Below are 25,736 nucleotides of genomic sequence, written 5' to 3' on the forward strand. Positions count from 1 at the left end.
GGGGGGTCTTCCCTGCGCCAGGCCCCCGCTGCACCCCGCCTTCGCGGTATACTGGCGTGTTTTCAACGCCATCCGGTCAGCCAGCACGCCCATGCAGGACAAATACCAGCCCGCCGCCGTCGAAACGGCCGCCCAGCAGCACTGGGACTCCACCGACGCCTTCCGCGTGACCGAAGACGCGAGCAGACCCAAGTACTACTGCCTGTCGATGTTCCCCTACCCCTCGGGCAAGCTGCACGTGGGGCACGTGCGCAATTACACGATCGGCGACGTGCTCGCGCGCTTCCACCGCATGAAGGGCTTCAACGTGCTGCAGCCGATGGGCTGGGACGCCTTCGGCATGCCCGCCGAGAATGCCGCGATCCAGAACAACGTGCCCCCGGCGCAGTGGACCTACGCCAACATCGACTACATGAAGGCGCAGCTGAAGCGCCTTGGCTTCGCCCTCGACTGGTCGCGCGAGCTGGCCACCTGCACGCCCGAGTACTACCGCTGGGAGCAGTGGCTGTTCACCCGCCTGTTCGAGAAGGGCCTGATCTACAAGAAACTCGGCACGGTCAACTGGGACCCGGTCGATGACACCGTGCTCGCCAACGAGCAGGTCATCGACGGCCGCGGCTGGCGCTCGGGCGCGCTGGTCGAAAAGCGCGAAATCCCCATGTACTACATGAGGATCACCGCCTACGCCGACGAGCTGCTCGCCGCGCTCGACGATCTGCCCGACTGGCCGGAGCAGGTCAAGCTGATGCAGAAGAACTGGATCGGGCGCTCCGAAGGGGTCGAGATCCACTTCCCGTTCGATCCGGCCAGCATCGGCCACGACGGCGTGCTGAAAGTGTTCACCACCCGCGCCGACACCCTGATGGGCGCGACCTACGTCGCCGTCGCCGCCGAGCACCCGCTCGCCACCCAGGCCGCAGCGGGCAACCCGGCGCTGGCCGCCTTCGTCGACGAGTGCAAGCACGGCGGCGTCGCCGAAGCCGACCTGGCGACGATGGAAAAGAAAGGCATGCCGACCGGGCTGAAGGTCGTACATCCGCTGTCGGGCGAGCGGCTCGAAGTGTGGGTCGCCAACTACGTGCTGATGGGCTACGGCGAAGGCGCGGTGATGGCGGTGCCGGCGCACGACGAGCGCGACTTCGCCTTCGCCACCAAGTATTCGCTGCCGATCCGCATGGTCGTCGCCTCCGCGGCCTACGCCGACACCGTCGCCCCCTGGCAGGACGCCTACGCCGACTACGGCCGCCTGGTGAACTCCGCCAAGTACGACGGGCTGGACTTCCAGGGCGCGGTCGACGCGATCGCCGCCGACCTCGCCGCCAAGGGACTGGGCGCCAAGCGCGTGCAGTACCGGCTGCGCGACTGGGGTATCTCGCGCCAACGTTACTGGGGCTGCCCGATCCCGATGATCCACTGCGCCGACTGCGGCGACGTGGCTGTGCCCGACGCCCAGCTGCCGGTGGTCCTGCCCGAGAACGTCGCCGTCACCGGCCGCGGCTCGCCGCTGGCGAAAATGCCCGCGTTCTACGAGTGCAGCTGCCCGAAGTGCGGCCAGCCGGCGAAGCGCGAAACCGACACGATGGACACCTTCGTCGAGTCCTCGTGGTACTTCCTGCGCTACGCCTGCGCCGACAACGCCGGCGCGATGCTCGATGAGCGGGTGAACTACTGGGCGCCGGTCGACCAGTACATCGGCGGCATCGAGCACGCGATCCTGCACCTGCTGTACTCGCGCTTCTTCACCCGGGCGATGCGCGACTGCGGCCTGACCCAGGTCTCCGAGCCCTTCACCGCCCTGCTCACCCAGGGCATGGTGGTGGCCGAGACCTATTACCGCGAACTGGACGGCGGCAAGAAACAGTGGATCAACCCCGCCGACGTGGTGGTCGAGCGCGACGAGCGCGGTCGCATCGTTGCCGCCAGGCTGGCTGCCGACGGCCTGCCGGTGGTCATCGGCGGCACCGAGAAGATGTCGAAGTCGAAGAACAACGGCGTCGACCCGCAATCGCTCGTGGACCAGTACGGCGCCGACACCGCGCGCCTGTTCATGATGTTCGCCGCACCGCCCGACCAGCAGCTGGAATGGTCGGACTCCGGCGTCGAGGGCGCCTCGCGCTTCCTGCGCCGGGTGTGGAACTATGGCCACGCCTTCACCACCGCCACCCGCGCCGCCCTGCCCGCCGAGCGCCGCCTCGCCGCCAGCGCGTTGCCCGCCGCGGCTGCCGACGTGCGCCGCGAGATCCACACCCATCTCAAGCAGGCGAGCTACGATTTCGGCAAGCACCAGTTCAACACCGTGGTGTCGGCGGCGATGAAGATCCTCAACGCGCTGGAGAAAGCGCACAAGGAACTCACTCCGAGCGACGCCGCCGCGCACGCCGAAGTCGCCGAGGAAGGCTTCTCCATCCTGCTCCGCCTGCTGTCGCCGATCGCGCCGCACATCTGCCACGCGCTGTGGCAGGACTGCGGCTTCGGCGCCGACATCCTCGCCGCCGGCTGGCCGGAAGTCTGCGAGGCAGCGCTCAAGCAGGACGAAGTCGAGCTGATGCTCCAGGTCAACGGCAAGCTGCGCGGCAGCATCCAGGTCGCCGCCGATGCGACCAAGGCCGACATCGAGGCCCTCGCACTCGCCAGCGAAGCTGCGCGGAAATTCATGGAAGGCCGCGCGGCGAAGAAGGTCGTGGTCGTTCCCGGCCGCCTCGTCAACATCGTCGCCTGAGGAACGCCTCATGCCCGTCCGCCCGCCCCCCGCCCGTCCAGGGCAGCGCCCCTCCGCCGATGCCGCCGGCCCCGCTCCCGAGCACGGCGACATGCCGGACGCGGCCCGCCGCCGCCTTCTGCTGGCCGGCAGCGGACTGGCCGCGCTGGCACTGTCCGGCTGTGGCTTCCATCTGCGCGGGCCGCAGCGGCTCGGCTTCGCCTCCGTGCACATCGACACTCCGGCGCAGACCGAGCTCGGCAGCCGGCTGCGACGCATGATCGCCACCACCGGCACGACCACCGTCACCGAGAATGAGCAGGACGCCGAAGCCCGCCTGCGGATCCTCGCCAACGACCGCGGGCGCGAGATCCTCAGCCTCACCGGCGCCGGCAAGGTGCGCGAGTACCAGCTCACCCAGACGCTGCGCTTCCAGCTGCTGGACAAGGCCGGGCAGCCCTTGATCCCGCCCACCGCCCTGACGGCGAGGCGCGAATACACGTTCGACGACAGCCAGGTGCTGGGCAAGGAGCAGGAAGAAGAACTGCTCTACCGCGACATGCAGAACGACCTGATGCAGCAGTTGATGCGCCGGCTCGCCAGCGCGAGCGCCCCCGGCTGAACCCCGCCGCCCGGATCTTCACGTGAATCTGCGTCCCGACCAGCTCGCTGCCCAGCTCGAACGGCCGCTCGCTGCACTGTGGATGGTGCATGGCAACGAGCCGCTGCTCGTGCTCGAAGCGGCCGACGCGATCCGCGCCGCGGCGCGCCGCCAGGGCTATGCGGAGCGCGAAACCCTGGTCGTCGGCCAGGGATTCAAGTGGGATGCGCTGGCGCTGGCCGCCGGCAACCTGTCGCTGTTCGGCAGCGCCAAGCTGATCGACCTGCGCATTCCCACCGGCAAGCCCGGGCGCGACGGCGGCGACGCCCTGCAGCGCTACGTCGCCGCCCCGCCGGCGCAGACCCTGACTCTGCTGACCCTGCCCGAAATCGACTGGCAGACGCGCAAGACGGGCTGGTTCAAGGCCGTAGCCGAAGCTGCGACCTGCATCGAGCTCGATGCTCCCGAGCGCGAACGCCTGCCCCAGTGGATCGGCTCCCGCCTCGCCACGCAGAAGCAGTCCGCCGCGCCCGAGGCGCTGACCTTCATCGCCGAGCACGTCGAAGGCAACCTGCTCGCCGCCCACCAGGAGATCCTCAAGCTCGGCCTCCTCCACCCGGAAGGCGTGCTCAGCCTGGAACAGGTGCAGGACGCGGTGCTCAACGTCGCCCGCTACGACATCGACAAGCTGCGCCAGGCCGTGGTCGAAGGCGATCCGGTGCGCTGCGCCCGCCTGCTCGACGGCCTGCGCGGCGAAGGCGCGGCGCCGCCGCTGGTGCTGTGGGCGCTGGCCAGCGAAACGCGCACCCTCGCCGCACTGCGCGCCGGGCAGGACGCCGGCCAGCCGCTCGCGGCGCTGTTCAAGGCCGAGCGGGTTTTCGAGCCGCGCCGCCAGCAGGCCGTCGGCCGCGCCCTGGCGCGCCTCACCCAGGGTGGCCTGCGCGCCGCGCTGATGCACGCCGCACGCATCGACCGCATCATCAAGGGTCTCGCTCCCGGCGACATCTGGGACGAATTCCTCCAGCTCAGCCTGCGGCTGGCCCAACGCCGCTGACCGCGCACCGGCGCCAGCACGAAACCGGCGTTCGATGTTCTAATTGACGCTTGCCCTGCGCACCTTGAAGCCGAAAGACACCGAGATGGACATCCACGACTACATGCACACCCTGGGCCGCCAGGCCCGCGCCGCCTCGCGCCGCCTCGCCGCGGCGAGCACCGGGGACAAGAACGCCGCCCTCCTCGCCATGGCGGGCGAAATCCGCAGCCGCCGCAGCGAGCTCCTCACGGCCAACGCCCGTGACCTCGACGAGGCCCGCGCCGGCGGCCTGGAGGCGGCGCTCATCGACCGCCTGATCCTGAACGAAAAAGGCATCGAGGCGATGGCCGCGGGGCTCGAACAGATCGCCGCCCTGCCCGACCCGGTGGGCGAGATCACCGACGTCAAGCGCCGCCCCTCCGGCATCCAGGTCGGCAAGATGCGGGTGCCGCTGGGGGTGATCGGCATCATCTACGAGGCCCGCCCCAACGTCACCGCCGACGCCGCAGCGCTGTGCCTGAAGTCCGGCAACGCTGCGATCCTGCGCGGCGGCAAGGAGGCGATCCACGCCAACCGCGCGATCGCCGCCTGCGTGCGCGCCGGACTGGTCGCCGCCGGCCTGCCCGAGCACGCGGTGCAGGTGGTCGAGACCACCGACCGCGCCGCGGTCGGCGAGCTGATCACGATGCCCGAGTTCGTCGACGTCATCGTGCCGCGCGGCGGCAAGGGCCTGATCGAGCGCATCGCGAAGGACGCCCGGGTGCCGGTGATCAAGCACCTCGACGGCAACTGCCACGTCTATATCGACGATGAGGCCGATCCCGTCAAGGTCGTGCCGATCGTCGACAACGCCAAGACCCAGCGCTACGGCACCTGCAACACCGCCGAATCGCTGCTCGTCGCACGCGACATCGCCGACCTCTACCTTCCTGCGATCGGCCACATGCTCGCCGCCAAGGGGGTGGAGATGCGCTGCTGCGCCGAATCCCTCGCGCTGTTGCGCGAAGCCGGAGTGGAGGCCGCCAGGCTGGCGGTCGCAACCGAGGCCGACTGGCGCGAGGAATACCTGGCGCCGATCATCGCCGTGAAGGTCGTCGCCGGCATCGACGAGGCAATCGCCCACGTCAATGCCTACAGTTCCGGCCACACCGAGGCGATCGTCACCGAGAACTACAGCCACGCGATGCGCTTCCTGCGCGAAGTCGATTCGTCCTCGGTGATGGTCAATGCCTCGACCCGCTTCGCCGACGGCTTCGAATACGGCCTCGGCGCCGAGATCGGCATTTCCACCGACAAGATCCACGCCCGCGGTCCGGTCGGGCTGGAAGGCCTGACCAGCCAGAAGTGGATCGTGTTCGGCAACGGCGAAATCCGCCGCTGAGTACCCCCCACGGTCGCTCCGATGACGAACGCCCACCCACCTGGCGATGACGGTTTCGATGCCGTGATCGCCTTGCCGTTCGGCCCTTTCGGCATTCGTGCCGGGCAAGGCACGGTAAAAGAGCTGGTGTTCCTGCCGCCCGGCACGGCGCTGCTGGCGCCGCGCAACGATACCGCGGGCGCGGCCGCGCACGGGCTGCGAGCCTGGATCGAAGCCCCGGAGCTTCCCTTCCCGGTTCCCCTCGCCCGCTGCGGCACTCCGTTCCAGCAGCGGGTGTGGGCGCAAATCAGCACGATCGCGCCCGGCCGCACCGCCACCTACGGCGAACTCGCCACCCGGCTCGGCAGCGCTGCACGGGCAGTCGGCCAGGCGTGCGGGGCAAACCCCTTTCCGCTGATCGTTCCCTGCCACCGCGTCACCGCGGCAAGCGGCCCCGGCGGCTTCGCCAACGCCCGCGACGGCTGGTTGCTGCAGGTCAAGCGCTGGCTGCTGGCACACGAAAGCGCACGGTGAGCACGGCCGCCCCTGCGCCGATCCAGCGCCCCGGCCGCAGACGCGCATCGGGGAAGGAGGCGGCAACGGAACGCCGCCCGGCGACCGGCGGCACACGCCCGCCCGCACGCGAATCGGCGCTGCAGCCACGGCACCGCAGCGAACTCGACCGCTTCGCCGACACGCTGTGGCTCGAGCACGGTCTGGCGCCGAACACCCTGGCCGGCTATCGCTCCGACCTGGCCCGCTTCGCCGCCTGGCTGGAGCTGCGCGGCCAGCTCCTGCCCACAGCCGATGCCGGCGCGCTGGCCGCCTATCTGGCCGAATTCAGCCGCAGTGCAAAACCGGCCAGCCAGCGCCGCCTGCTCGCGGCCTGGCGGCGCTATTACCGCATGCTGCTGGGGAACCGCGAGATCAGCGAAGATCCGACCCTGCTGCTCGATTCGCCGGTGGCATCCGCGCGCTTCCCGAAAACCCTCAGCGAGGCCCAGGTCGAAGCCCTGCTGGGCGCGCCCGATACCGATACTCCGCAAGGCCTGCGCGACCGCTGCATGGTGGAGTTACTCTACGCCACGGGCCTGCGCGTTTCCGAACTGGTCGGACTGAAGGTGTTCGCCGTCGGGCTCAACGAAGGCGTGCTGCGGATAATGGGCAAAGGCAGCAAGGAGCGCCTGGTCCCGCTCGGAGAAATCGCCGCCGACTGGCTGTTGCGCTACACCGCCCAAGCCCGTCCTGCCATGCTGGCGGGGCGCAGTTGCGACGAAGTGTTCGTCACCCGCCTGGGAAGCGCCATGACAAGGCAGATGTTCTGGCGCATCATCAAACGCTACGCCATGAGCGCAGGCATCGCGCGCGAATGCATTTCCCCTCATACGCTGCGCCATGCCTTCGCCACTCATTTATTGAACCATGGCGCCGATTTGCGCGTAGTGCAATTACTGCTGGGGCACGCGGACATTTCGACCACGCAGGTCTATACCCATGTCGCACGCGAGCGCCTCAAGCAACTGCATGCCGCACATCATCCGCGCGGCTGATTACCCATACCGGCTCCGGGGAATTTGCCCGGATACGGGCGTCAGTGGAATTTCATCATCCTGGCAGGAACCATGAGCAAACGCGAAACCCACCCTCCCGAAACACCGGCCACACGCTTTTTGCGCCAGCGGGGGATCGCCTTTTCCAGCCATTTGTACGATTACGAAGAACACGGCGGAACCGCCGTCTCGTCGCGCGAACTCAATGTCAGCGAGCATGCCGTAATCAAGACGCTTGTCATGGAGGACGAAAAGGCACAGCCGCTGATCGTGCTGATGCACGGCGACTGCAAGGTATCGACGAAAGAGCTCGCACGCCAGATTCCATGCAAGCACGTCGAGCCTTGCAAGCCGGAAACCGCCAATCGCCACACCGGCTATCTGGTCGGCGGCACGTCGCCCTTCGGCACCCGCAAGCAGATGCCTCTATATATGGAGCGCACCATTCTCGACCTGCCGTTGATCTACATCAACGGCGGGCGCCGCGGTTTTCTGGTCGGGATTCACCCCCACGACCTCCTGCGCGCCCTGCAGCCGAAACTGGTCCACGCAGCCAATTGAACGGAAAACGACTCGCCGATTACCGTTTCCCTGAATCCGGAATCGAAGAAAAACATCTTTTTCTGTGATCTGGCATTTCCATTTCCATTGAAGCGATGGCAGAATCCCGGTAAATCGAATACTGGAATGCATCCTGATTCCGGCATAAGCGGTTTGATCAATTCCATCAACGGAGAAATCATGGATCTGTCCAGCTATACCTTGCCCGAACTGCGTCGCCTGCAGGCCCGAATCGAAAATGAAATTCGCCGCCGCAGCGACACCACCCGCCGCACCCTGCTCAAGCGCATGCAGAAAATGGCGGCGGACGAAGGGCTGACGCTGGACGACCTGCTCGAAACCGCGGCACCGGTCGCCGAAGCCAAACCCACCGCCAAACGCACCCGTCGCGCCCCCGGAAAGAAGGCGAAACCGGCAAGCGTGGTCAAATATCGCAACCCGGCCAATCCGGATCAGGGCTGGAGCGGCCGCGGGCGCAAACCGCAATGGGCGCTGGATTGGGTCGCCCAAGGCAAATCCCTGGAAGAACTCGCCGCCTGACCTGCAACATCGGGCGGCGGTCCCCCCGGTAACAAATGCACTCGGCAACGCTTGCGGACCTGCTCCGGAGCGTTGCTTCTCATGCCGTCGGCGGCACGACCACGCCCGCGCGGCCGCGCTGGATATACACTCCGACCCGGCGCACGTCTTTCATCACGCCGATCTTGGCCACCTTGAGCTTGACCCAGGGCGCGCCGAACTCGTCGAACAGCATTCGGACGACATATTCACCGAGACTTTCGATGAGATTGAAATGGCGCTCGCCGAGCTCGCGCCGGATGCGCGCCGCAACTTCGGCATAATCGATGGTGTCGCCGATATCGTCATGCTCCGCAGCCGAATCGGGCACGCCGAAGGTCAGATTGAGCTCGACCGTTTGCGGCCCGGTCTTTTCACGCTCGTAAATGCCGACCCAGGCCTTGACGCGCAATTCCTCGATGAAGATGAAATCCATGCTGCTTCCCGTTTAGAATCGCTGCGATTCTAACGTGCCTGCCCGGCTCCGCCATAATGCTTCGCGCAGCGGGCCGTTCCGGCCACGCACGCACCGCGCACACGCATCGCGCGCACTTCTCAATTTTTCGACCCGCCCTGAACGGCCGAGCCGTGGAGCCACGATGTCGCTGCTACTTCTTCTCCTTGCCGCCTACCTGCTCGGCTCGATCCCCTTCGCCATCGTCACCAGCAAGCTGTTCGGCCTGCAGGACCCGCGCCGCTACGGCTCCGGCAACCCGGGCGCGACCAATGTGCTGCGCAGCGGCAACAAGGCTGCGGCGGCACTGACCTTGCTCGGCGACAGTCTGAAAGGCTGGCTGGCGGTATGGGTGGCCGGAGAACTCGGGTTCGGCATCGGCGAGGCCGCCCTTGCCGGCCTCGCCGCATTTCTCGGCCATGTCTTCACCGTGTTCCTGCGCTTCAACGGCGGCAAGGGGGTCGCTACCGCACTGGGCGTGCTGGCCGGAGTGGATGGCCGGATTGCGATCTTCTGCGCGGTGATCTGGCTGATGATCGCCTACACCTCGCGCTACTCTTCGGTGGCGGCACTCTCGGCGGCGGTGGCGGCCCCCCTCGCCGGCCTGCTTTTTCTCGGCCCGCAACCCGCGGTGGCGGCACTGGCGGTGATGGCAGCCGTGCTGATCTGGCGGCACAAGACGAACCTCGCCCGCCTGCGCGCGGGCACCGAAGGCAAGATCGGCGGCGGCAAAAGCTAGGATTCTCCCGCCCGCCCGCGGGCGACAGGCGCGCGCAGCACGCTCTTTCAGGCGGCGGGAGTGCGCGGCGGGCGCAGTTCGGTCATCGGCCAGCGGGGGCGGATGCTCACCGTCGCAATCTTCGCCCCGCGCTCGCCCGCGGCAAAGCGCAGGGCCCCGGCGAATGCGATCATCGCCCCGTTGTCGGTGCACAAGGCCGGCTCGGGGTAATGCACCCGCCCGCCGCGCCGCGCCAGCGCCGCATCCAGGGTTTCGCGCAGGCAGCGGTTGGCGCCCACGCCACCGGCCACGACCAGCGTCTTCAGTCCCACCTTCTTCAGCGCGGCGAGGGCTTTCGCACACAGGACATCGACCACCGCCTGCTGGAATTCAGCCGCCAGGTCGGCAGCCTGCCCGGGGCGCCAGTCCGGCGCCGACACCACGTTGAGCACGGCCGTCTTCAGTCCGCTGAAGCTGAAATCGAGATCCCCCGAATGCAGCATCGGCCGTGGCAGGCGGAACTGCCCTGGCCGCCCCTCTTCGGCCAGTTTCGCCAACTGCGGCCCGCCGGGGTAGCCGAGACCGAGCAGCTTGGCCGTCTTGTCGAACGCCTCGCCGGCAGCATCGTCGACCGACTCGCCCAGCAGCGCATAGTCCCCCACCCCGCGCACCCGCATCAGTTGAGTATGGCCGCCCGAGACCAGCAGGGCGACAAAGGGAAAGGCGGGTGGATCGGCGGCGAGCAGCGGAGACAGCAGGTGGCCTTCGAGGTGATGGACCGGGAGCGCCGGAATGCCGCGTGCCAGCGCGAACGACTCGGCCACGCTCGCACCAACCAGCAGCGCCCCCGCCAGCCCCGGCCCGGCGGTATAGGCGACGGCATCGATCCGGCCGGCGTCGATCCCGGCGTCAGCCAGGGTCCGCTTGAGCAGCAGCGGCAGATGGCGGATGTGGTCCCGCGAGGCGAGCTCGGGCACCACGCCGCCATAGACCGCATGCAGGTCGATCTGCGAATGCAGATTGTGCGCGAGCAGACCCGCCCCGGTGTCGTAGATCGCCACGCCGGTTTCGTCGCAGGAGGTTTCGATGCCGAGAACTTTCATGGGATGCATCCGCTTGATTCGATGCCGCATTCTAACCGCAGGCCGTTCCGCTGCGACGACCGCACCCTTGCCATCTCGTCCGGCCTCGTTTATATTCGTCGTCTTTCTGCCCACCAGACACCCAAGGAAATCCGCAATGCCCGGTATCCGCGTCAAGGAAAACGAGCCGTTCGAGGTTGCGATCCGCCGCTTCAAGCGCACCATCGAGAAGACCGGTGTGCTGACCGAGCTGCGCTCGCGCGAGTTCTACGAGAAGCCCACTGCCGAACGCAAGCGCAAGCTCGCCGCCGCCGTCAAGCGCAACCACAAGCGCCTGCGCAGCCAGATGCTGCCGCCGAAGCTGTACTGATTCGCCTCGCGCCCGCACTGCGGGCTGCCTTGCACGCCGGCCGAAGGTTTTCAGACCCTCGCCCGGCGTGATGCTTTTGCGTGTTCGCCTTCGGCATGGCCTTCGCTCCCCGCCTCCTCCGTCCGCAGCTTCGGCCGCGCACTCGATGATCCCCCAGTCCTTCGTTCAGGAACTACTGTCGCGCATCGACATCGTCGATGTCATCGAACGCCATCTGCCGCTGAAAAAAAGCGGGGCGAACTATTTCGCCTGCTGCCCCTTCCACGGCGAGAAATCGCCCTCGTTCTCGGTCAGCCCTTCGAAGCAGTTCTATCACTGCTTCGGCTGCGGCGTACACGGCAGCGCGATCGGCTTCCTGATGGAATACAACGGCCTCGGCTTCGTCGATGCGGTCAAGGAACTCGCCGGCCAGGCCGGCCTGCAGGTCCCGGACGACGGCCGCAGCAGCAGCGCAGTCCATGACGACGGCAGCGAGCGCCTGTACGCGGCCATGGCTGACGCCGCGCGCTTTTACCGCGAGCAGCTCAAGCACGCCCCCGCTGCCGTCGCCTACCTGAAGCGCCGCGGCCTGTCGGGCGAGATCGCCGCACGCTTTGGCCTCGGCCACGCACCCGACGAGTGGCAGGCGCTGCAGCGCATCTTTCCCGACTACCAGGCAAAGACGCTCGCCGAGGCCGGACTGGTCATCGACAACGACCAGGGCCGGCGCTACGACCGTTTCCGCAACCGCATCATCTTTCCGATCCACGATCGCCGCGGGCGCATCATCGCCCTCGGCGGGCGTGTGATCGACAGCGGCGAGCCGAAATACCTGAATTCGCCTGAGACGCCGCTCTTCGAAAAAGGACGAGAGCTCTACGGCTTCTTCCTGGCACAAAAGGCGATCCGCGACAGCGGCTTCGCGGTGGTGGTCGAAGGCTACATGGATGTCGTCGCCCTCGCCCAGTACGACATCGAGAATGCGGTCGCGACCTTGGGCACCGCCACCACGGCGCAGCACATCCACACCCTGCTGCGCCAGACCGACCGCGTCGTGTTCTGCTTCGACGGCGATGCCGCCGGGCGCCGCGCCGCCTGGCGGGCGCTGGAAAACGCGCTCGAATCCCTGCGCGACGATGCCACCCTGGCCTTCCTGTTCCTGCCCGCCGAGCACGACCCCGACTCCTTCGTGCGTGCCCACGGCGCCGACACCTTCCGCCAGGCCGCCGCGGCCGCCACCCCGCTGGCGGCCTTCCTGATCCAGGAACTGGCCGGACGCCACCCGCTGGACAGCGCCGAAGGGCGCGCCGCTTTCGTGCACGAAGCCGCCCCCCTCGTCCACCGCATCGCCGCCCCGCTGCTGCGCCTGCAGGTGGTGAAATCCGTCGCAGAAAAAAGCGGCCTCACCCAGGCGGAAGTGGAGGAGGCTCTCAAGGCCTTCGCCACGCGCACGGAACACCGGCGCAGGCGGGACGAAACGACGCCCGACGCCCCACAGTCCAGGCCCGCGCCCCCGTCCCCGGCTCCGCGCGCTTTCGGCGACACCCCGCGCCGCGCCGCGCCGAACCGGCCGCGTCCTTCCGGCCGGCGCAAGCCCCCCTCGACCATCGGCACCCTGCTGCGCCTGATCCTCCAGCACCCGACCTGGGCCGCCCGCCTGCCGGTAGGACTGATTCCCGATCAGGGAGCCGAAGGCGGCGCCCTGATCGCCATCATCGACCTCCTCAGCCTCGGCGAACCGGTTCCAGCCGGCGGCCTGGGCGCGCTCATCGAGCACTTCCGCGACACCCCGCACTACGACACGCTGTCGAAAGTCGCCGCGGAACTCGTCGAAACGGAATTCGACGAAGGGGTGATCGAGGTGATTTTCGAAGACACCCTGCGCAAGCTCGGTGCCGACAGCCTGGCTGCCGAAATCGGGGCCCTGCTGCAAAAAGACCGCGAGAGCGGCCTCGACAGTGCCGCGCGGCACCGCCTGGCAGAGTTGCTGATCGAGAAGCGGAAGCTGTCGAGCGGCGGAAACACCCCCGATCTATAGTACAATTTCGGGTTTCTCCATTTTCTTACACCCTCACCCGAGGAGTGCCATGGCACGCGAAAAAGCCAAGGATTCGCGCAAGGACGGCGTCAGCAAGAGCCGCGCCTCGAAAGCGAAAGACAAGGTCGCCCCGGTCGTCGAAAATCCCGTCGTCGCACCACTCGACGCCGAGGTGCGACGCACCCGTCTTAAAACCCTGATCACGCTCGGCAAGGAGCGCGGCTACCTGACCTATGCCGAGATCAGCGACCACCTGCCCGACGATGTCGCCGACGCCGAACAGATCGAAGGCATCATCGCGACCTTCAACAACATGGGGATCCAGGTCTACGACGAGGCCCCCGCGGCCGAAGACCTGCTGATGTCCGACAGCGTCGCGGCCAACGTCGACGAGGACGTCGCCGAAGAGGAAGCCGAGCAGGCGCTGTCCTCGGTCGATTCCGAGTTCGGCCGCACCACCGACCCGGTGCGCATGTACATGCGCGAGATGGGCACGGTCGAGCTGCTCACCCGCGAAGGCGAGATCGAAATCGCCAAGCGCATCGAAGACGGCCTCAAGCACATGGTGCAGGCGATCTCCGCATGCCCGACGACGATCGCCGAGATGCTCGAGATCGTCGACCGGGTCGCCCGCGACGAAGCGAAGATCGACGAACTCATCGACGGCCTCATCGACCCGAACGCCAATGGCGAGGAAGCCGCCGCGGACGACAGCGACGACGACGCCGGCAGCGCCGCCATCGGCACCGACGACGACAGCAGCGACAGCGACGACGACAGCGACGACGATGACGACAGCAGCGCCGAGAGCGCCAATGCCGCATCCCTGCTGCAGCTCAAGAACGACGCCCTGGCCCGCTTCGAAGTCATCCGTGCGCTGTACGTCGAGAAGATGGCGGCCCTGGAGAAGAAAGGCTCCCAGGACCTCTCCTACCTCGCCCTGCAGCAGCAGATTTCCGACGAACTGCTCAACATCCGCTTCACCGCGAAGGCGATCGAGCGCCTGTGCGATTCGGTGCGCCACATGGTGGAACAGGTGCGCGCCCACGAGCGCCAGATCCTGCAGTTGTGCGTCGACCGCGCCGGCATGCCGCGCCAGCACTTCATCAAGATCTTCCCCGGACAGGAAACGAAGCTCGACTGGCTCAAGGACGAGATCGCCGCCGGCAAGAACTACGCCGAAGGCCTGATGCGCATCCATCCCGCCGTCCTTGAAGAGCAGCAAAAACTCATCGACCTGCAGGACCGGATCGGCATTCCGCTCAAGGAGCTCAAGGACATCAACCGCCAGATGTCCACCGGCGAAGCCAAGATGCGCCGCGCCAAGCGCGAAATGACCGAGGCCAACCTGCGCCTGGTGATCTCGATCGCGAAGAAATACACCAACCGCGGCCTGCAGTTCCTCGACCTGATCCAGGAAGGCAACATCGGCCTGATGAAGGCGGTGGACAAGTTCGAATACCGCCGCGGCTACAAATTCTCGACCTATGCCACATGGTGGATCCGCCAGGCCATCACGCGCTCCATCGCGGACCAGGCGCGCACCATCCGCATCCCGGTGCACATGATCGAGACGATCAACAAGATGAACCGCATCAGCCGCCAGATCCTGCAGGAGACCGGCCAGGAACCGGATCCGGCGACGCTGGCCGAGAAGATGGAGATGCCCGAGGAGAAGATCCGCAAGATCATGAAGATCTCCAAGGAGCCGATCTCGATGGAAACGCCGATCGGCGACGACGACGACTCGCATCTGGGCGACTTCATCGAGGACACCGCCACCCTGGCCCCGGCCGAGGCGGCGATGTACTCCAGCCTGCGCGACGCCACCGGTGAAGTGCTCGACTCGCTCACCGCGCGCGAAGCGAAAGTGCTGCGCATGCGCTTCGGCATCGAGATGAACACCGACCACACGCTGGAAGAAGTCGGCAAACAGTTCGACGTCACCCGCGAGCGCATCCGCCAGATCGAAGCCAAGGCCCTGCGCAAGCTGCGCCACCCGAGCCGGTCGGAAAAGCTGCGGAGCTTCCTCGACAGCGACGCCTAAAGACCCCGTTCCAGGAAATGCAGTTACGGGCCTCTAGCTCATGCCTGGTTAGAGCAGCGGACTCATAATCCGTTGGTGCTGGGTTCGACTCCCAGGGGGCCCACCAATAGAATCAGGGGCTTAGGAGAAATCCTAAGCCCCTTTTTCATGTCGATCGGTTGCCCTCACGCGGAACAATCCCGCCCTTCAGCGGCGTCCCCGCCCCCCCACCCGCAAGCGCCTCACTCCCGCCTCTACCGCCCGTTCCACTGCTTCCGCGTTACTCCCCTGGGCACCGCTCGACCGAGTCCATCTGTAGAAAATATCGTCATTTTTCGACACGAAAAGATATCATGTCGAACCCGTCGACACGTCTGATCGACATGTCGATTAATCATCGTGATATCGACACATGACTTTCGATCCGCGCAAGCCATACAATGACCTCCCTACCCTTCCCCCTCCGGCGGAAGTCGAGTCGCGAGCCATCCTGAAGGCTTGCATCGAGGCGCGCGCAGCTGTCGCCGAACTCAAGCAGGCCGGTGAGCTGATCCCCAACCAGGCCGTGCTGATCAACAGCATTCCCTTGCTGGAAGCGCAGGCGAGCTCGGAAATCGAAAACATCGTCACCACAACGGATCGCCTCTTCCAGTTTGCCGACGACCGCGAATCCTTGGCCGACCCGGCGACGAAGGAGGCGCTCCGTTACCGAACGGCGCTGCGCGAGGGATTCGAATCGCTGCGTCGCCATCCGCTCACGACCCGTACCGCGGTCGACATCTGCCGCACCATCAAGGGCGTCGATATCGACATCCGCAAGACACCGGGCACCGCGCTGATGAACGACCGCAGCGGCGAAGTGATCTACACCCCGCCCGAAGGTGAGGCACGCATCCGCGACAAACTCTCCAACTGGGAGCACTTCCTGCACGAAGCCGAGCACATCGACCCGCTGGTGCGCATGGCCATCGGTCACTATCAGTTCGAGGCCATCCACCCCTTCGTCGATGGCAATGGCCGAACCGGCCGGGTGCTCAACCTGCTGTATCTGGTCGAACAGGGCTTGCTCGACATCCCGGTGCTCTACCTGTCCAAAGCCATCATCGAAGCCAAGCAGGACTACTATCGGCTCCTGCTGAACGTCAGCCGGGATGCCGCCTGGGAACCCTGGATTCTGTTCATGCTCGACGCGGTTCGCAGTACCGCGCACTGGACGACGTCCCGCATCAAGGCCATCAGGGCGCTCATCGATGAAACCGCCGAACGGATGAAGCGCGACGCGCCCGGCATCTACTCCCGCGAACTGACCGAGCTGATCTTCGTACAGCCCTACTGCCGCATCGCCAACGTCGTCGATGCCGGCATCGCCCAACGCCAGACTGCATCGGTTTATCTGAAGCAACTCGTCGACATCGGCCTTCTTCGCGAAATGAAGGCCGGACGGGAGAAGCTCTTCATCAACCCGCACCTGATTCAAGCACTTTCCGCAGCCTGACATGCACGCCTGGCCAGAGCAATCGCCCGGCGGCTGCCCGTCGTTTTTTCCGCAGATCGAACGTTAAAGGGACTGCTTCACTCGGCAACCGGCTGGACAGCCTACCCCCGCGACTCTGCCTTTGCCGACCTTGGGCCTCAGGCCCGCCGCAGGCGCAAGCCCCGCCGCAAGTCGTCCACGGCCATGCAGGGGGAATACGAACCCGGCAACTCACCGCCTCGATCGGCTCCGCCGCCGCCACACCCACGCATAGACGCCGGCATTGACGCCCAGCACGATCCCGGCGAGTACGCCCTGGACGCCCTGCGTGATGCCTTCCGGATAGATCAGCGCGAGCAGGTAATGCTCGACGAAGCCCCCTGCGTAACCGACCTCGCCCGCCCGGGCGCGCAGCAGATTTTCCAGCGGGGTGAGCGGGCAGATCCGCCCGCTGAGTTCGATGAACACCCCCCAGGCGGCAGCGGGAAGATGCAGCAGCGGCGCCCACCGCCAGCGCAGGGCAAGCAACCCGCCGGCGAGCACGAAGGCGATGAAAGCCAGGTGCAGCAGCAGGACGGAATCGGCGGCGAGGCGGAAAGCCATCTCCGGTTCAGCGCCCACCGGAGGCGCGATCCGTCATTCGACGATGGTCTGCGCCTCGCCCTCCTTGCGGGTGTCGATGCGACCGATGCGATACACCGTCTCGCCCGCTGCGGTGAGCGTTGCGGCCGCGGCATCGGCGTCTTTGGCCGAGACCACCACCACCATGCCGATGCCGCAGTTGAACACGCGCAGCATCTCGTCGCCATCGACGTTGCCCGCCATCTGCAGCCACTGGAACAGCGGCGGCAGCGTCCATGCGCCACCGTCGATGCGGGCGGTGAGATCATCCCGCAGGATGCGCGGCACGTTCTCGGTGATGCCGCCGCCGGTGATGTGGGCCATGCCCTTGATCGTGCCCGGCATCGCCTGCATCAGCGCGAGCAGCGGCTTGACATAGATCCGGGTTGGCGCCATCACCACGTCGCGGAAGGCGCGGCCATGGAACGGGGCATCGAAATCGACCTTGGCGCGCTCGGCGATTTTGCGGATCAGCGAGTAGCCGTTCGAGTGCGCGCCGCTGGAGGCCAGCCCCAGGACCACGTCGCCCGGCACGATGCGGCTGCCGTCGATGATGTCGGCCTTCTCCACCGCGCCGACGGCAAAGCCGGCGAGATCGTACTCGCCCGCCGGGTACATGCCCGGCATCTCCGCGGTCTCGCCGCCGATCAGCGCGCAGCCGGCGAGTTCGCAGCCGTGGGCGATGCCCTTGACGACGTCGGCGGCGGTGTCGACGTCGAGCTTGCCGCAGGCGAAGTAGTCGAGGAAGAACAGCGGCTCGGCGCCCTGCACGAGGATGTCGTTGACGCTCATCGCCACCAGGTCCTGGCCGACGGTGTCGTGCTTGTTCAACTGGAAGGCGAGCTTGAGCTTGGTGCCGACGCCGTCGGTGCCGGATACCAGCACCGGTTCCTTGTACTTCTTCGACAGTTCGAACAGCGCGCCGAAGCCGCCGATGCCGCCGAGCACTTCCGGACGCACGGTGCGCTTGGCGAGCGGCTTGATGCGATCGACCAGGGCGTCGCCGGCATCGATATCCACGCCGGCGTCGCGGTAGGAAAGGGAGGCCTGGGGCTCGGTGGGAGGGGCGGGATGGTGTGCGCTCAAGATCGTTCCTTTGGACTTGCAGGATGCTGGGCTGGCGCCGCCCGGCGGCGGACCGAACTTGAGACCGCGCCGCCAAGTGGCTACATTTACGGGTTTCGCGGGTAGGATGCCCCGCACCAAGTCCGCGATTTTACTAGAAATGAGCCCTCCCCGCGCCGATCGTCTGCAAACCCTGGCCTGGACCGCCGCGGGCCTCGCGCTGGTCGGCCTGTTCTGGGCCCTGGGGCCGATCCTCGCCCCGTTCGTGATCGCCGCGGTGTTCGCCTACATCTGCGACCCGGCGGTGAACTGGATGGTGGCCCGGCGCGTGCCGCGTGCGTTCGCCGTGCTGCTGGTGATCATCGCCGCCGGTCTCGCGCTGGTGACGCTGGCGCTGATCCTGCTGCCGATGGTGTATCGCGAAGGCGTGCTGCTGGTGAACCGCCTGCCCGACCTGATCGAAATGTTCAACGCCCAGCTGTCGCCGCTGTTGCAGGCGCGCCTGGGAATCGACCTGCAGCTCGACGCCGCCCAGTTCCGCCAGCTGGTCGCCGACAACTGGAGCAGCGCGCAGGACATCCTGCCGGTGCTGATCGGCCATCTCAAGACCGGCGGCGCGGCGCTCGCCGGCTTCGTCGTCAACCTGGTCCTGATCCCGCTGGTGATGTTCTACCTGCTGCAGGAATGGCCGCGCATCCTCACCGAGCTGGAACGCATCGTCCCCCGCCCCTGGCTGGCGCGCACGGTGCGCATCCTCGGCGACATCGACTCGGTGATGTCCGAATTCCTCCGCGGCCAGCTGTCGGTGATGCTGCTGCTGGCCCTGTTCTACAGTCTGGGGCTGTGGCTCGCCGGACTGAAGTTCGCCTTGCCGGTGGGAGTGCTGACCGGCCTGCTGGTGTTCATTCCCTATGTCGGTTTCGGCGGCGGCCTGTTGCTGGCGATCATGGCCGCGCTGCTGCAAGGCGAAGGCTGGCCGCCGCTGATCGGTGTCGCCGTGGTCTACGGCTTCGGCCAGCTGCTCGAGAGCTTCCTGCTCACGCCCTACCTGGTGGGTGAACGGATCGGCCTGCATCCGCTCGCGGTGATCTTCGCACTGATGGCCTTCGGCCAGCTATTCGGCTTCGTCGGCGTGCTGGTGGCGCTGCCGGTGAGCGCGGCACTGCTGGTGGGCTTGCGTGAAGTGCGCCACGCCTGGTTCGCCAGTCCGGTCTACCTGGGGAGCGAAGCGCCGGCCGACACGAAGGACGCCCCCCCGCAATGAAGCAGCTCGTCCTCGACATCCGCCCCGACACGCCGCCGACGCTGGAAAACTTCGTCGCCGGCGCCAACGCCGAGCTGGTGGCGGCGCTGTCGCTGCTGGCCTCGCCGGCAACCGCGGCGCAGTTACCGGCACGCCATCTCTACCTGTGGGGCGAACCGGGCAGCGGCCGCAGCCACCTGTTGCGCGCCACCCTCGGCATGGGCCGTGCGGCCGGCCGCCCCACCCACCTGCTCGCCGCGGCCGACGTGGACGACAGTCTGCCGGAAACGGTCGATGCCCTGCTTGCGGTGGACGATGTCGAGCAGTTGTCCGCCGACGCCCAAATCGCGCTGTTCAATGCCTTCAACCGCGCCCGCGGCAACCGCCAGTCGCTGCTCCTGTCCGGGCCGTCGGCGCCGCTCGGGCTGGCGCTGCGCGAAGACCTGCGCACCCGCATCGGGCAGACCCTGGTGTTCGAGGTCCAGCCGCTCGACGACGACGCCCGCGCCACCCTTCTCGCCACCCTCGCCGAACGTCGCGGCTTGCGCCTGGCCGACGAGGTGGTCGACTTCCTGCTGCGCCACGGCCGTCGCGACCTCGCCAGCCTGCGCAGGGTGCTCGACGCCCTCGATGCGGCCTCGCTCGAACGCAAACGCCCGATCACCCTGCCGCTGCTGCGCGAGATGATGCAGCAGGGCCTGGAAATCTGAACAACGGAGCCTCACCGTGAACCTCGTCCTCTTCGACCTCGACAACACCCTGCTCGCCGGCGACTCCGACTTCGCCTGGGCGCAGTTCCTGATCGGCAAAGGCGTGCTCGACCGCGAAGTGCAGGAGGCGAAAAACGTCCACTTCTACGAGCAATACAAGGCCGGCACCCTCGATATCTTCGAGTTCCTCGACTTCCAGCTCGCCCCCCTCGCCCGCCACCCGCGCGTCGAGCTCGACGCCTGGCACCGCGAGTTCATGGAGCAGTCGGTGCGGCCGATGATCACCGCCAAGTCGCGTGCCCTGGTGCGGGAGCATCTGGACAGCGGCGCACTGGTCGCGGTGGTGACGGCGACCAACGCCTTCGTCACCGGCCCGATCGTGCGCGAGTTCGGCATCCCCCACCTGGTCGCCACCATCCCGGCGCAGGAAGGCGGAGTCTTCACCGGCAAGCCGCGCGGCCTGCCCGCCTTCAAGGCGGGCAAGATCGAACGCGTCGAGGCCTGGCTCGAATCGCTCGGCCTGCACTTCGGCAGCTTCGCCCGGAGCTGGTTCTACAGCGACTCGCACAACGACCTGCCGCTGATGCAGCGGGTCTCCGACCCGGTCGCCGTCGACCCCGACGACACGCTGCGCACGCACGCCCAAGCACAAGGCTGGCCGGTGATCTCGCTGCGCTGAGCGGCCCCCGCCCCGCGCCCGGCGCGGGGGCGCTGTCCGCGCTCGCGGACGACACCGCCGCACACACGTTCGCCGAACCGGCAATGCGATCGGTTATGATTGCGCGCTTATGCAAGGACAACGCCTTTCCCGATGATCCGCAAGCTGCTGCGCAAGGTTTTCAAGCGCCCGGCGCACTCCGCACGCCACGAGCCCGCCCTCATTCCCGTCGAACGCCACGGCATCCGCCGCGAGCAGCTGTCGCCGGCTGCGCGCAAGACCTGCGCCGTGCTGCAGGAGGCCGGCTTCAAGGCCTTCGTCGTCGGCGGCGCAGTGCGCGACCTGCTGATCGGCCATCCGCCCAAGGACTACGACGTCGCCACCAGCGCCACTCCGGAAGAAGTGCGCGCGCTGTTCCGCCGCTCGCGCATCATCGGCCGCCGCTTCAAGATCGTGCACGTGATGAGCGGGCCGGAGACGATCGAGGTCTCCACGTTCCGCGCCAACCAGGACGCCGAATCGACCGAAACCGACGAGCACGGCCGCGTGCTGCGCGACAACGTCTACGGCAACCAGGCCGAAGACGCCACCCGGCGCGACTTCACCGTCAATGCGCTGTACTACGACCCGGGCACCGAGACGATCGTCGACTACCACCACGGCGTCGCCGACATCCAGCAGAAGACCCTGCGCATGATCGGCGACCCGCGCACGCGCTACCGCGAAGACCCGGTGCGCATGCTGCGCGCGGTGCGCCTGGCGGCGAAGCTGGGACTCAGCATCGACCCCGCGGCGCGCCATCCGATCCGCGACATGGCCACCCTGCTGGAAAACGTGCCCGCCGCCCGTCTGTTCGACGAAATGCTCAAGCTGCTGTTCTCCGGCTATGCGGTGAAGTGCCTGCAGCAGCTGCGCGCAGAAGGCCTGCACCACGGCCTGCTGCCGCTGCTCGACGTCATCCTCGAACAACCCCTGGGCGAGCGCTTCGTCTGGTTGTCACTCGAGAACACCGACGAGCGCGTGCGCGAGGACAAATCCGTATCGCCCGGCTTCCTGTTCGCCACCCTGCTGTGGCACGAAGTGCTCGCGGCATGGGAAAGGAAGAAGGCCGCCGGCGAGCACGCCCAGCCGGCGCTGTTCGAAGCGATGGACGAGGTCCTCGACGCCCAGGCCGGCAAGCTCGCGATCACCCGCCGCATCGTCGGCGACATCAAGGACATCTGGGCGCTGCAGCCGCGTTTCGACAAGCGCTCGGGGAAAACCCCCTACCGCCTCATCGAGCAGCCCCGCTACCGCGCAGGGTGGGACTTCCTGCGCCTGCGCGCGCAGGCGGGAGAAATCCCGATGGAAATCGTCGACTGGTGGGACCGCTTCGCCCATGCCGGCCACGACGAGCGCGACGCGCTGGTCCGCCAGGCGCCGGCCGAAGCGGCACCGGCGAAGAAGCGCCGCCGCCGGCGCAAGCCGGTCGTCGGCGAGGCCGTCACCTCCGCGGACAGCGCATGAGCGCGCCCGCACGGCCGCCCGAAAGGAAGCGCTCACCGCCCCCGGGGAGGAAGTCGCGTGGCGACAGGAGGGGCGTCCAGTGAGCGCGCTGGCACACGTGCGCGCCTACATCGCCTTCGGTGCCAACCTCGGCGATCCGGCGATGGCATTCGCCCTTTCGCTGCAACGCCTCGGCGCCCTGCCCGCGAGCGCGGTCGCCGCGCACTCCGCGCTCTACCGCAGCGCGCCGATCGGCGTGGACGGCCAACCCGACTACATCAACGCCGTCATCGCGCTCGACACTGCGCTCGACGCCCACGCCCTGCTCGATGCCCTGCACGCCATCGAGCGCGACAGCGGCCGTACCCGCGACTACCCGATGGCGCCGCGTACCATCGATCTCGACCTGCTGCTCTACGGCAACGCGGTCATCGATACCCCCGCGCTCCAGGTTCCGCACCCGCGCATGCACCTGCGCGCCTTCGCCTTGCTGCCACTCGCCGAAATCGCGCCGGAAACCGTCATTCCCGGCCACGGCGGCCTCGCCGGGCTGCTCGCCGCAGTCGGCGATCAGGCCATCACCCGCCTCGGATAAGATCCGTCCCCCTCCTGCGCCGCCGCCATGCCCGCCTGGCTCCAGTCCGCCACCGCTACCGTCAGCGCCAGCCCCGTCTGGCTGCAGACCACCTTGTTGCTTGCCGCATCCAACGTGTTCATGACCTTCGCCTGGTACGGCCACCTCAGGACGATGCAAGGCCGGGCCTGGTACGTCGCGGCGATCGTGAGTTGGGGGATCGCGCTGTTCGAATACCTGCTCCAGGTCCCGGCCAACCGCATCGGCGCCACGACGCTGAGCCTGGCGCAGCTGAAGATCCTGCAGGAAGTGATCACCCTGCTGGTGTTCGTTCCCTTCATCGTGATCTACATGAAACAGCCGCTCAAGCTCGACTACCTGTGGGCGGGCCTGTGCATGCTCGGCGCAGTCTATTTCGTGTTCCGCAGCTGATCCACGGCGGCAATGCACTTGTGCATCGCATCCGTTTGGTGAAAACTCCGTCCTCCCATCAGGAGCGATGTATGAGTTATCTCCAGGACCAGAAACCCGTGACCCTGTTCGAACTGGGGAGGATGCGCGCCGCGGGCGAGAAGATCGCGATGCTCACCTGTTATGACGCGAGCTTCGCCGCGGTGCTCGGTCGCAGCGGAGTGGACGTCGCACTGATCGGCGATTCGCTGGGCAACGTGCTGCAGGGGCAGAAATCGACCTTGCCGGTGACGCTCGAACAGATGGCCTACCACACCGAGTGCGTGGCCCGTGCCGAAAGCCGCGCCTTCATCCTCGCCGACATGCCGTTCGGCAGTTACCACGAAAACCGCGAACAGGCGATGCGCAATGCCGCACGCCTGATGGCGGCCGGGGCGCAGATGGTGAAGCTCGAAGGCGGCGAATTCATGGCCGACACCGTGCATTTCCTGGTCGAGCGCGGGGTGCCTGTGTGCGCCCACATCGGTCTGACCCCGCAGTCCGTGCATCAGCTCGGCGGCTACCGGGTGCAGGGCCGCAGCGACGAAGGCGCGGCGCGGCTGAAAGCCGACGCCCTGGCGCTGGAACAGGCCGGCGCCGCATTGATGGTGATGGAAATGGTGCCCGCCGCGCTCGCCGCCGGAATCACCGCCAGCCTGCGCACCATGGCCACGATCGGCATCGGCGCCGGCCCCGGCTGCGACGGCCAGGTCCTGGTGCTGCACGACATGCTCGGCATTTTCCCCGGCAAGACCGCACGCTTCGTGCGCAACTTCATGGACGGCGCCGCCAGCATCGAAAATGCCGTCGCACGTTACGTCGCCGCGGTGAAGGACGGCAGCTTCCCCGCCGCCGAGCACTGCTACTGACCCCCCTGCCACCGCCCCGAAAACGATCCCGCATGCAGATCCACCACACTATCGAAAGCCTGCGCGCCGCCCGCGCCGGCGCCGGCAGGACGGCCTTCGTTCCCACCATGGGCAATCTTCACGACGGCCACATCGCGCTCATGCGCCAGGCCGCCGGTCATGCCGACAGCGTGGTCGCGAGCATCTTCGTGAACCGCCTGCAGTTCGGCCAGGACGAAGACTTCGAGCGCTATCCGCGCACCTTCGCCGCCGATTGCGAACAACTCGCCGCCGCCGGCGTGGCGCACCTGTTCGCCCCCGACGAGGCCGTGATGTACCCGCAGCCGCAGTCCTATCACGTCGATCCGGCGCCGGCCCACGTCTCCGTCCTCGAAGGCGCGTGCCGCCCCGGCCATTTCCGCGGCGTCGCCACCGTGGTGCTGAAGCTGCTCAACATCGTCCAGCCCGAGCTCGCGCTGTTCGGCAAGAAGGACTACCAGCAACTGATGGTGCTGCGCAACATGGTGCGCGAACTCGCACTCCCGGTGGAAGTCCTAGCAGGCGAGACGGTGCGCGCCGAAGACGGCCTCGCGCTGTCCTCGCGCAACGGCTACCTGAGCGAGGAGGAGCGCACCCGCGCGCCCCTGCTGTACCGTTTGCTGTGCCACATCCGCAGCTCGGTGGCAGGCGGCGAGCGCGACTGGACGAAGCTCGAAGCCGAAGCGATGGCGCAACTGGAGGGGGCCGGCTGGCAGCCCGACTACGTCGCCGTGCGCCGCCGCGCCGACCTGCAGCCGCCGGCCCGCGAGGGCGACGCGCTGGTCGTGCTCGCCGCAGCCAGGCTGGGACGTACCCGGCTGATCGACAACCTCGAAATCTGAGCCCTCTGGCACGAGGCGGGGAAGAATCGGAAGCACACGGTGGAATAAGGGTTGTTCCCCGCTTGCATCCCGAAAGGCTTGAAGCCAATCTGTAACAAAACCGGCCGCGACAGGCGGCCCGAGCGTCAACCACCGTGGGGGATCAAGACGATGACGATCAGCGTAAAACAAATTCTCGACCAGAAAGGCCATGCCTTCTATGCCGTACGCCCGACGGATTCGGTATTCGATGCGCTGTCGGTGATGGCCCAGTTCGATATCGGTTGCGTGCTCGTGACCGACGGCGACCGTCTGGTCGGCATCTTCACCGAACGCGACTATGCCCGCAAAGTAGTGCTGAAGGGGCTCATGTCGCGCAACGTCAAGGTCGGCGACCTGATGACGTCCGCGCCGTTTACCGTGACGCGGGGGCACACCGTGGACGAAGTGATGGAAACGATGACCGAAAAGCGCTTCCGCCACATCCCGGTGGTGGAAAACAACAAGGTGCTCGGCATCGTCACCATCGGTGACATGGTGAAATCCATCGTCAGCCAGCAGGAGCGGACGATCAAGCACCTGGAGCACTACATCGCCGGCGACCTCGCCGCGGAGTGAGCGGGAAGGTTCCGAAGCGGCCCGAGCGGGCCGCGCACCGATGAAAACGCCGGGAATTCCCGGCGTTTTCGTGTTCACGCGGGGGATCGCCCGCACGCG

The 25,736-nt window shown here is 67.1% G+C and carries 26 protein-coding genes and 1 tRNA gene; 23 read left to right on the forward strand and 4 right to left on the reverse strand.

What is annotated here, in order from left to right; all coding sequences use genetic code 11:
- Nucleotides 1–91: 91 nt before the first annotated feature.
- The 8 genes from leuS (at nt 92) to Tharo_RS12570 (ending at nt 8,346) form a co-directional block, all read left to right on the forward strand.
- Nucleotides 92–2,719 (forward strand): leucine--tRNA ligase, encoded by a 2,628-nt coding sequence (leuS, locus tag Tharo_RS12535; protein ID WP_107221504.1) that lies wholly within the window; start codon nt 92–94, stop codon nt 2,717–2,719.
- Nucleotides 2,720–2,810: 91 nt separating this feature from the next.
- On the forward strand, nt 2,811–3,320 hold the full coding sequence (locus Tharo_RS12540) for an LPS-assembly lipoprotein LptE (RefSeq protein ID WP_107221505.1): 510 nt from the start codon (nt 2,811–2,813) through the stop codon (nt 3,318–3,320).
- 22 nt (nt 3,321–3,342) lie between these two features.
- On the forward strand, nt 3,343–4,353 hold the full coding sequence (gene holA / locus Tharo_RS12545) for a DNA polymerase III subunit delta (RefSeq protein WP_107221506.1): 1,011 nt from the start codon (nt 3,343–3,345) through the stop codon (nt 4,351–4,353).
- A gap of 85 nt (nt 4,354–4,438) precedes the next feature.
- Nucleotides 4,439–5,716, forward strand: a complete 1,278-nt coding sequence (locus Tharo_RS12550; RefSeq protein WP_107222417.1) for a glutamate-5-semialdehyde dehydrogenase — start codon at nt 4,439–4,441, stop codon at nt 5,714–5,716.
- Between the two features lie 21 nt (nt 5,717–5,737).
- The gene (locus tag Tharo_RS12555; protein ID WP_107221507.1) at nt 5,738–6,229 is read left to right on the forward strand and encodes a methylated-DNA--[protein]-cysteine S-methyltransferase; all 492 of its coding nucleotides are present in this window, start codon (nt 5,738–5,740) and stop codon (nt 6,227–6,229) included.
- Between the two features lie 119 nt (nt 6,230–6,348).
- Complete coding sequence (xerD, locus tag Tharo_RS12560; RefSeq protein WP_211309690.1) at nt 6,349–7,245, forward strand: site-specific tyrosine recombinase XerD; 897 nt, start codon at nt 6,349–6,351, stop codon at nt 7,243–7,245.
- 72 nt (nt 7,246–7,317) lie between these two features.
- A complete protein-coding gene (gene ybaK, locus Tharo_RS12565; protein ID WP_107221508.1) occupies nt 7,318–7,806 on the forward strand; it encodes a Cys-tRNA(Pro) deacylase in 489 nt (162 codons plus the stop codon).
- 180 nt (nt 7,807–7,986) lie between these two features.
- The gene (locus tag Tharo_RS12570) at nt 7,987–8,346 is read left to right on the forward strand and encodes an H-NS histone family protein (RefSeq protein ID WP_107222419.1); all 360 of its coding nucleotides are present in this window, start codon (nt 7,987–7,989) and stop codon (nt 8,344–8,346) included.
- Between the two features lie 79 nt (nt 8,347–8,425).
- Here the strand turns inward: Tharo_RS12570 and Tharo_RS12575 are convergent, their stop codons facing one another.
- A complete protein-coding gene (locus Tharo_RS12575) occupies nt 8,426–8,800 on the reverse strand; it encodes a dihydroneopterin aldolase (RefSeq protein WP_107221509.1) in 375 nt (124 codons plus the stop codon).
- 163 nt (nt 8,801–8,963) lie between these two features.
- Here Tharo_RS12575 and plsY point away from each other — a divergent pair, with 163 nt between their 5' ends.
- The gene (plsY, locus tag Tharo_RS12580) at nt 8,964–9,557 is read left to right on the forward strand and encodes a glycerol-3-phosphate 1-O-acyltransferase PlsY (RefSeq protein WP_107221510.1); all 594 of its coding nucleotides are present in this window, start codon (nt 8,964–8,966) and stop codon (nt 9,555–9,557) included.
- A gap of 47 nt (nt 9,558–9,604) precedes the next feature.
- Here plsY and tsaD read toward each other — a convergent pair whose 3' ends face one another.
- On the reverse strand, nt 9,605–10,639 hold the full coding sequence (gene tsaD / locus Tharo_RS12585; RefSeq protein ID WP_107221511.1) for a tRNA (adenosine(37)-N6)-threonylcarbamoyltransferase complex transferase subunit TsaD: 1,035 nt from the start codon (nt 10,637–10,639) through the stop codon (nt 9,605–9,607).
- A gap of 136 nt (nt 10,640–10,775) precedes the next feature.
- On the opposite strand from tsaD, the gene rpsU reads away from it, so the two are divergent.
- From rpsU to fic, 5 genes are all read left to right on the forward strand, one after another.
- Complete coding sequence (gene rpsU, locus Tharo_RS12590) at nt 10,776–10,988, forward strand: 30S ribosomal protein S21 (protein WP_004260978.1); 213 nt, start codon at nt 10,776–10,778, stop codon at nt 10,986–10,988.
- Nucleotides 10,989–11,133: 145 nt separating this feature from the next.
- A complete protein-coding gene (gene dnaG, locus Tharo_RS12595; RefSeq protein ID WP_107221512.1) occupies nt 11,134–13,005 on the forward strand; it encodes a DNA primase in 1,872 nt (623 codons plus the stop codon).
- Nucleotides 13,006–13,054: 49 nt separating this feature from the next.
- Nucleotides 13,055–15,052 carry an RNA polymerase sigma factor RpoD gene (gene rpoD / locus Tharo_RS12600; protein WP_107221513.1) on the forward strand — a complete coding sequence of 666 codons (1,998 nt, stop codon included), beginning with the start codon at nt 13,055–13,057 and terminating at the stop codon, nt 15,050–15,052.
- A 27-nt stretch (nt 15,053–15,079) separates the two neighbouring features.
- Nucleotides 15,080–15,158, forward strand: a tRNA-Ile gene (locus Tharo_RS12605).
- A 285-nt stretch (nt 15,159–15,443) separates the two neighbouring features.
- Nucleotides 15,444–16,526 carry a protein adenylyltransferase Fic gene (gene fic / locus Tharo_RS12610; RefSeq protein WP_107221514.1) on the forward strand — a complete coding sequence of 361 codons (1,083 nt, stop codon included), beginning with the start codon at nt 15,444–15,446 and terminating at the stop codon, nt 16,524–16,526.
- Nucleotides 16,527–16,736: 210 nt separating this feature from the next.
- On the opposite strand, the gene Tharo_RS12615 is transcribed toward fic, so the two are convergent.
- Both Tharo_RS12615 and purM read right to left on the reverse strand, forming a co-directional pair.
- Nucleotides 16,737–17,108: a DUF2784 domain-containing protein gene (locus tag Tharo_RS12615; protein WP_107221515.1), complete on the reverse strand. Its 372-nt coding sequence runs from the start codon at nt 17,106–17,108 to the stop codon at nt 16,737–16,739.
- A gap of 33 nt (nt 17,109–17,141) precedes the next feature.
- The gene (gene purM, locus Tharo_RS12620) at nt 17,142–18,212 is read right to left on the reverse strand and encodes a phosphoribosylformylglycinamidine cyclo-ligase (protein ID WP_107221516.1); all 1,071 of its coding nucleotides are present in this window, start codon (nt 18,210–18,212) and stop codon (nt 17,142–17,144) included.
- Nucleotides 18,213–18,351: 139 nt separating this feature from the next.
- Here purM and Tharo_RS12625 point away from each other — a divergent pair, with 139 nt between their 5' ends.
- From Tharo_RS12625 to Tharo_RS12665, 9 genes are all read left to right on the forward strand, one after another.
- Nucleotides 18,352–19,455 carry an AI-2E family transporter gene (locus Tharo_RS12625; RefSeq protein ID WP_107221517.1) on the forward strand — a complete coding sequence of 368 codons (1,104 nt, stop codon included), beginning with the start codon at nt 18,352–18,354 and terminating at the stop codon, nt 19,453–19,455.
- On the forward strand, nt 19,452–20,144 hold the full coding sequence (hda, locus tag Tharo_RS12630; RefSeq protein ID WP_107221518.1) for a DnaA regulatory inactivator Hda: 693 nt from the start codon (nt 19,452–19,454) through the stop codon (nt 20,142–20,144). Before Tharo_RS12625 ends, hda begins: the two co-directional genes overlap by 4 nt.
- A 16-nt stretch (nt 20,145–20,160) precedes the next feature.
- Nucleotides 20,161–20,823, forward strand: coding sequence for a histidinol-phosphatase (locus Tharo_RS12635; RefSeq protein ID WP_107221519.1), 663 nt, complete (start codon nt 20,161–20,163; stop codon nt 20,821–20,823).
- A gap of 132 nt (nt 20,824–20,955) precedes the next feature.
- Nucleotides 20,956–22,308, forward strand: a complete 1,353-nt coding sequence (pcnB, locus tag Tharo_RS12640) for a polynucleotide adenylyltransferase PcnB (RefSeq protein WP_107221520.1) — start codon at nt 20,956–20,958, stop codon at nt 22,306–22,308.
- 79 nt (nt 22,309–22,387) lie between these two features.
- Nucleotides 22,388–22,882 (forward strand): 2-amino-4-hydroxy-6-hydroxymethyldihydropteridine diphosphokinase, encoded by a 495-nt coding sequence (folK, locus tag Tharo_RS12645; RefSeq protein ID WP_281257400.1) that lies wholly within the window; start codon nt 22,388–22,390, stop codon nt 22,880–22,882.
- 27 nt (nt 22,883–22,909) lie between these two features.
- Entirely contained in the window at nt 22,910–23,293 is a 384-nt protein-coding gene (locus Tharo_RS12650; RefSeq protein ID WP_107221521.1) for a DMT family protein, read from the forward strand.
- Between the two features lie 71 nt (nt 23,294–23,364).
- Nucleotides 23,365–24,180, forward strand: coding sequence for a 3-methyl-2-oxobutanoate hydroxymethyltransferase (gene panB / locus Tharo_RS12655; RefSeq protein WP_107221522.1), 816 nt, complete (start codon nt 23,365–23,367; stop codon nt 24,178–24,180).
- Nucleotides 24,181–24,212: 32 nt separating this feature from the next.
- The gene (panC, locus tag Tharo_RS12660; RefSeq protein ID WP_107221523.1) at nt 24,213–25,040 is read left to right on the forward strand and encodes a pantoate--beta-alanine ligase; all 828 of its coding nucleotides are present in this window, start codon (nt 24,213–24,215) and stop codon (nt 25,038–25,040) included.
- Between the two features lie 150 nt (nt 25,041–25,190).
- Nucleotides 25,191–25,637, forward strand: coding sequence for a CBS domain-containing protein (locus tag Tharo_RS12665; protein WP_107221524.1), 447 nt, complete (start codon nt 25,191–25,193; stop codon nt 25,635–25,637).
- The last annotated feature ends 99 nt before the right edge of the window (nt 25,638–25,736 follow it).

The sequence above is a fragment of the Thauera aromatica K172 genome, from assembly GCF_003030465.1.
Lineage (GTDB): Bacteria > Pseudomonadota > Gammaproteobacteria > Burkholderiales > Rhodocyclaceae > Thauera > Thauera aromatica.

What these genes read in the sequence shown, in the direction of transcription:
- Tharo_RS12575 (WP_107221509.1), bottom strand. Translation starts at nt 8,800, where the DNA reads ATGGATTTCATCTTCATCGAGGAATTGCGCGTCAAGGCCTGGGTCGGC.
- dnaG (WP_107221512.1), top strand. Translation starts at nt 11,134, where the DNA reads ATGATCCCCCAGTCCTTCGTTCAGGAACTACTGTCGCGCATCGACATC.
- panB (WP_107221522.1), top strand. Translation starts at nt 23,365, where the DNA reads ATGAGTTATCTCCAGGACCAGAAACCCGTGACCCTGTTCGAACTGGGG.
- tsaD (WP_107221511.1), bottom strand. Translation starts at nt 10,639, where the DNA reads ATGAAAGTTCTCGGCATCGAAACCTCCTGCGACGAAACCGGCGTGGCG.
- fic (WP_107221514.1), top strand. Translation starts at nt 15,444, where the DNA reads ATGACTTTCGATCCGCGCAAGCCATACAATGACCTCCCTACCCTTCCC.
- plsY (WP_107221510.1), top strand. Translation starts at nt 8,964, where the DNA reads ATGTCGCTGCTACTTCTTCTCCTTGCCGCCTACCTGCTCGGCTCGATC.
- panC (WP_107221523.1), top strand. Translation starts at nt 24,213, where the DNA reads ATGCAGATCCACCACACTATCGAAAGCCTGCGCGCCGCCCGCGCCGGC.
- Tharo_RS12570 (WP_107222419.1), top strand. Translation starts at nt 7,987, where the DNA reads ATGGATCTGTCCAGCTATACCTTGCCCGAACTGCGTCGCCTGCAGGCC.
- Tharo_RS12625 (WP_107221517.1), top strand. Translation starts at nt 18,352, where the DNA reads ATGAGCCCTCCCCGCGCCGATCGTCTGCAAACCCTGGCCTGGACCGCC.
- Tharo_RS12650 (WP_107221521.1), top strand. Translation starts at nt 22,910, where the DNA reads ATGCCCGCCTGGCTCCAGTCCGCCACCGCTACCGTCAGCGCCAGCCCC.
- pcnB (WP_107221520.1), top strand. Translation starts at nt 20,956, where the DNA reads ATGATCCGCAAGCTGCTGCGCAAGGTTTTCAAGCGCCCGGCGCACTCC.
- Tharo_RS12615 (WP_107221515.1), bottom strand. Translation starts at nt 17,108, where the DNA reads ATGGCTTTCCGCCTCGCCGCCGATTCCGTCCTGCTGCTGCACCTGGCT.
- leuS (WP_107221504.1), top strand. Translation starts at nt 92, where the DNA reads ATGCAGGACAAATACCAGCCCGCCGCCGTCGAAACGGCCGCCCAGCAG.
- Tharo_RS12550 (WP_107222417.1), top strand. Translation starts at nt 4,439, where the DNA reads ATGGACATCCACGACTACATGCACACCCTGGGCCGCCAGGCCCGCGCC.
- rpsU (WP_004260978.1), top strand. Translation starts at nt 10,776, where the DNA reads ATGCCCGGTATCCGCGTCAAGGAAAACGAGCCGTTCGAGGTTGCGATC.
- hda (WP_107221518.1), top strand. Translation starts at nt 19,452, where the DNA reads ATGAAGCAGCTCGTCCTCGACATCCGCCCCGACACGCCGCCGACGCTG.
- Tharo_RS12665 (WP_107221524.1), top strand. Translation starts at nt 25,191, where the DNA reads ATGACGATCAGCGTAAAACAAATTCTCGACCAGAAAGGCCATGCCTTC.
- ybaK (WP_107221508.1), top strand. Translation starts at nt 7,318, where the DNA reads ATGAGCAAACGCGAAACCCACCCTCCCGAAACACCGGCCACACGCTTT.
- Tharo_RS12540 (WP_107221505.1), top strand. Translation starts at nt 2,811, where the DNA reads ATGCCGGACGCGGCCCGCCGCCGCCTTCTGCTGGCCGGCAGCGGACTG.
- rpoD (WP_107221513.1), top strand. Translation starts at nt 13,055, where the DNA reads ATGGCACGCGAAAAAGCCAAGGATTCGCGCAAGGACGGCGTCAGCAAG.
- Tharo_RS12555 (WP_107221507.1), top strand. Translation starts at nt 5,738, where the DNA reads ATGACGAACGCCCACCCACCTGGCGATGACGGTTTCGATGCCGTGATC.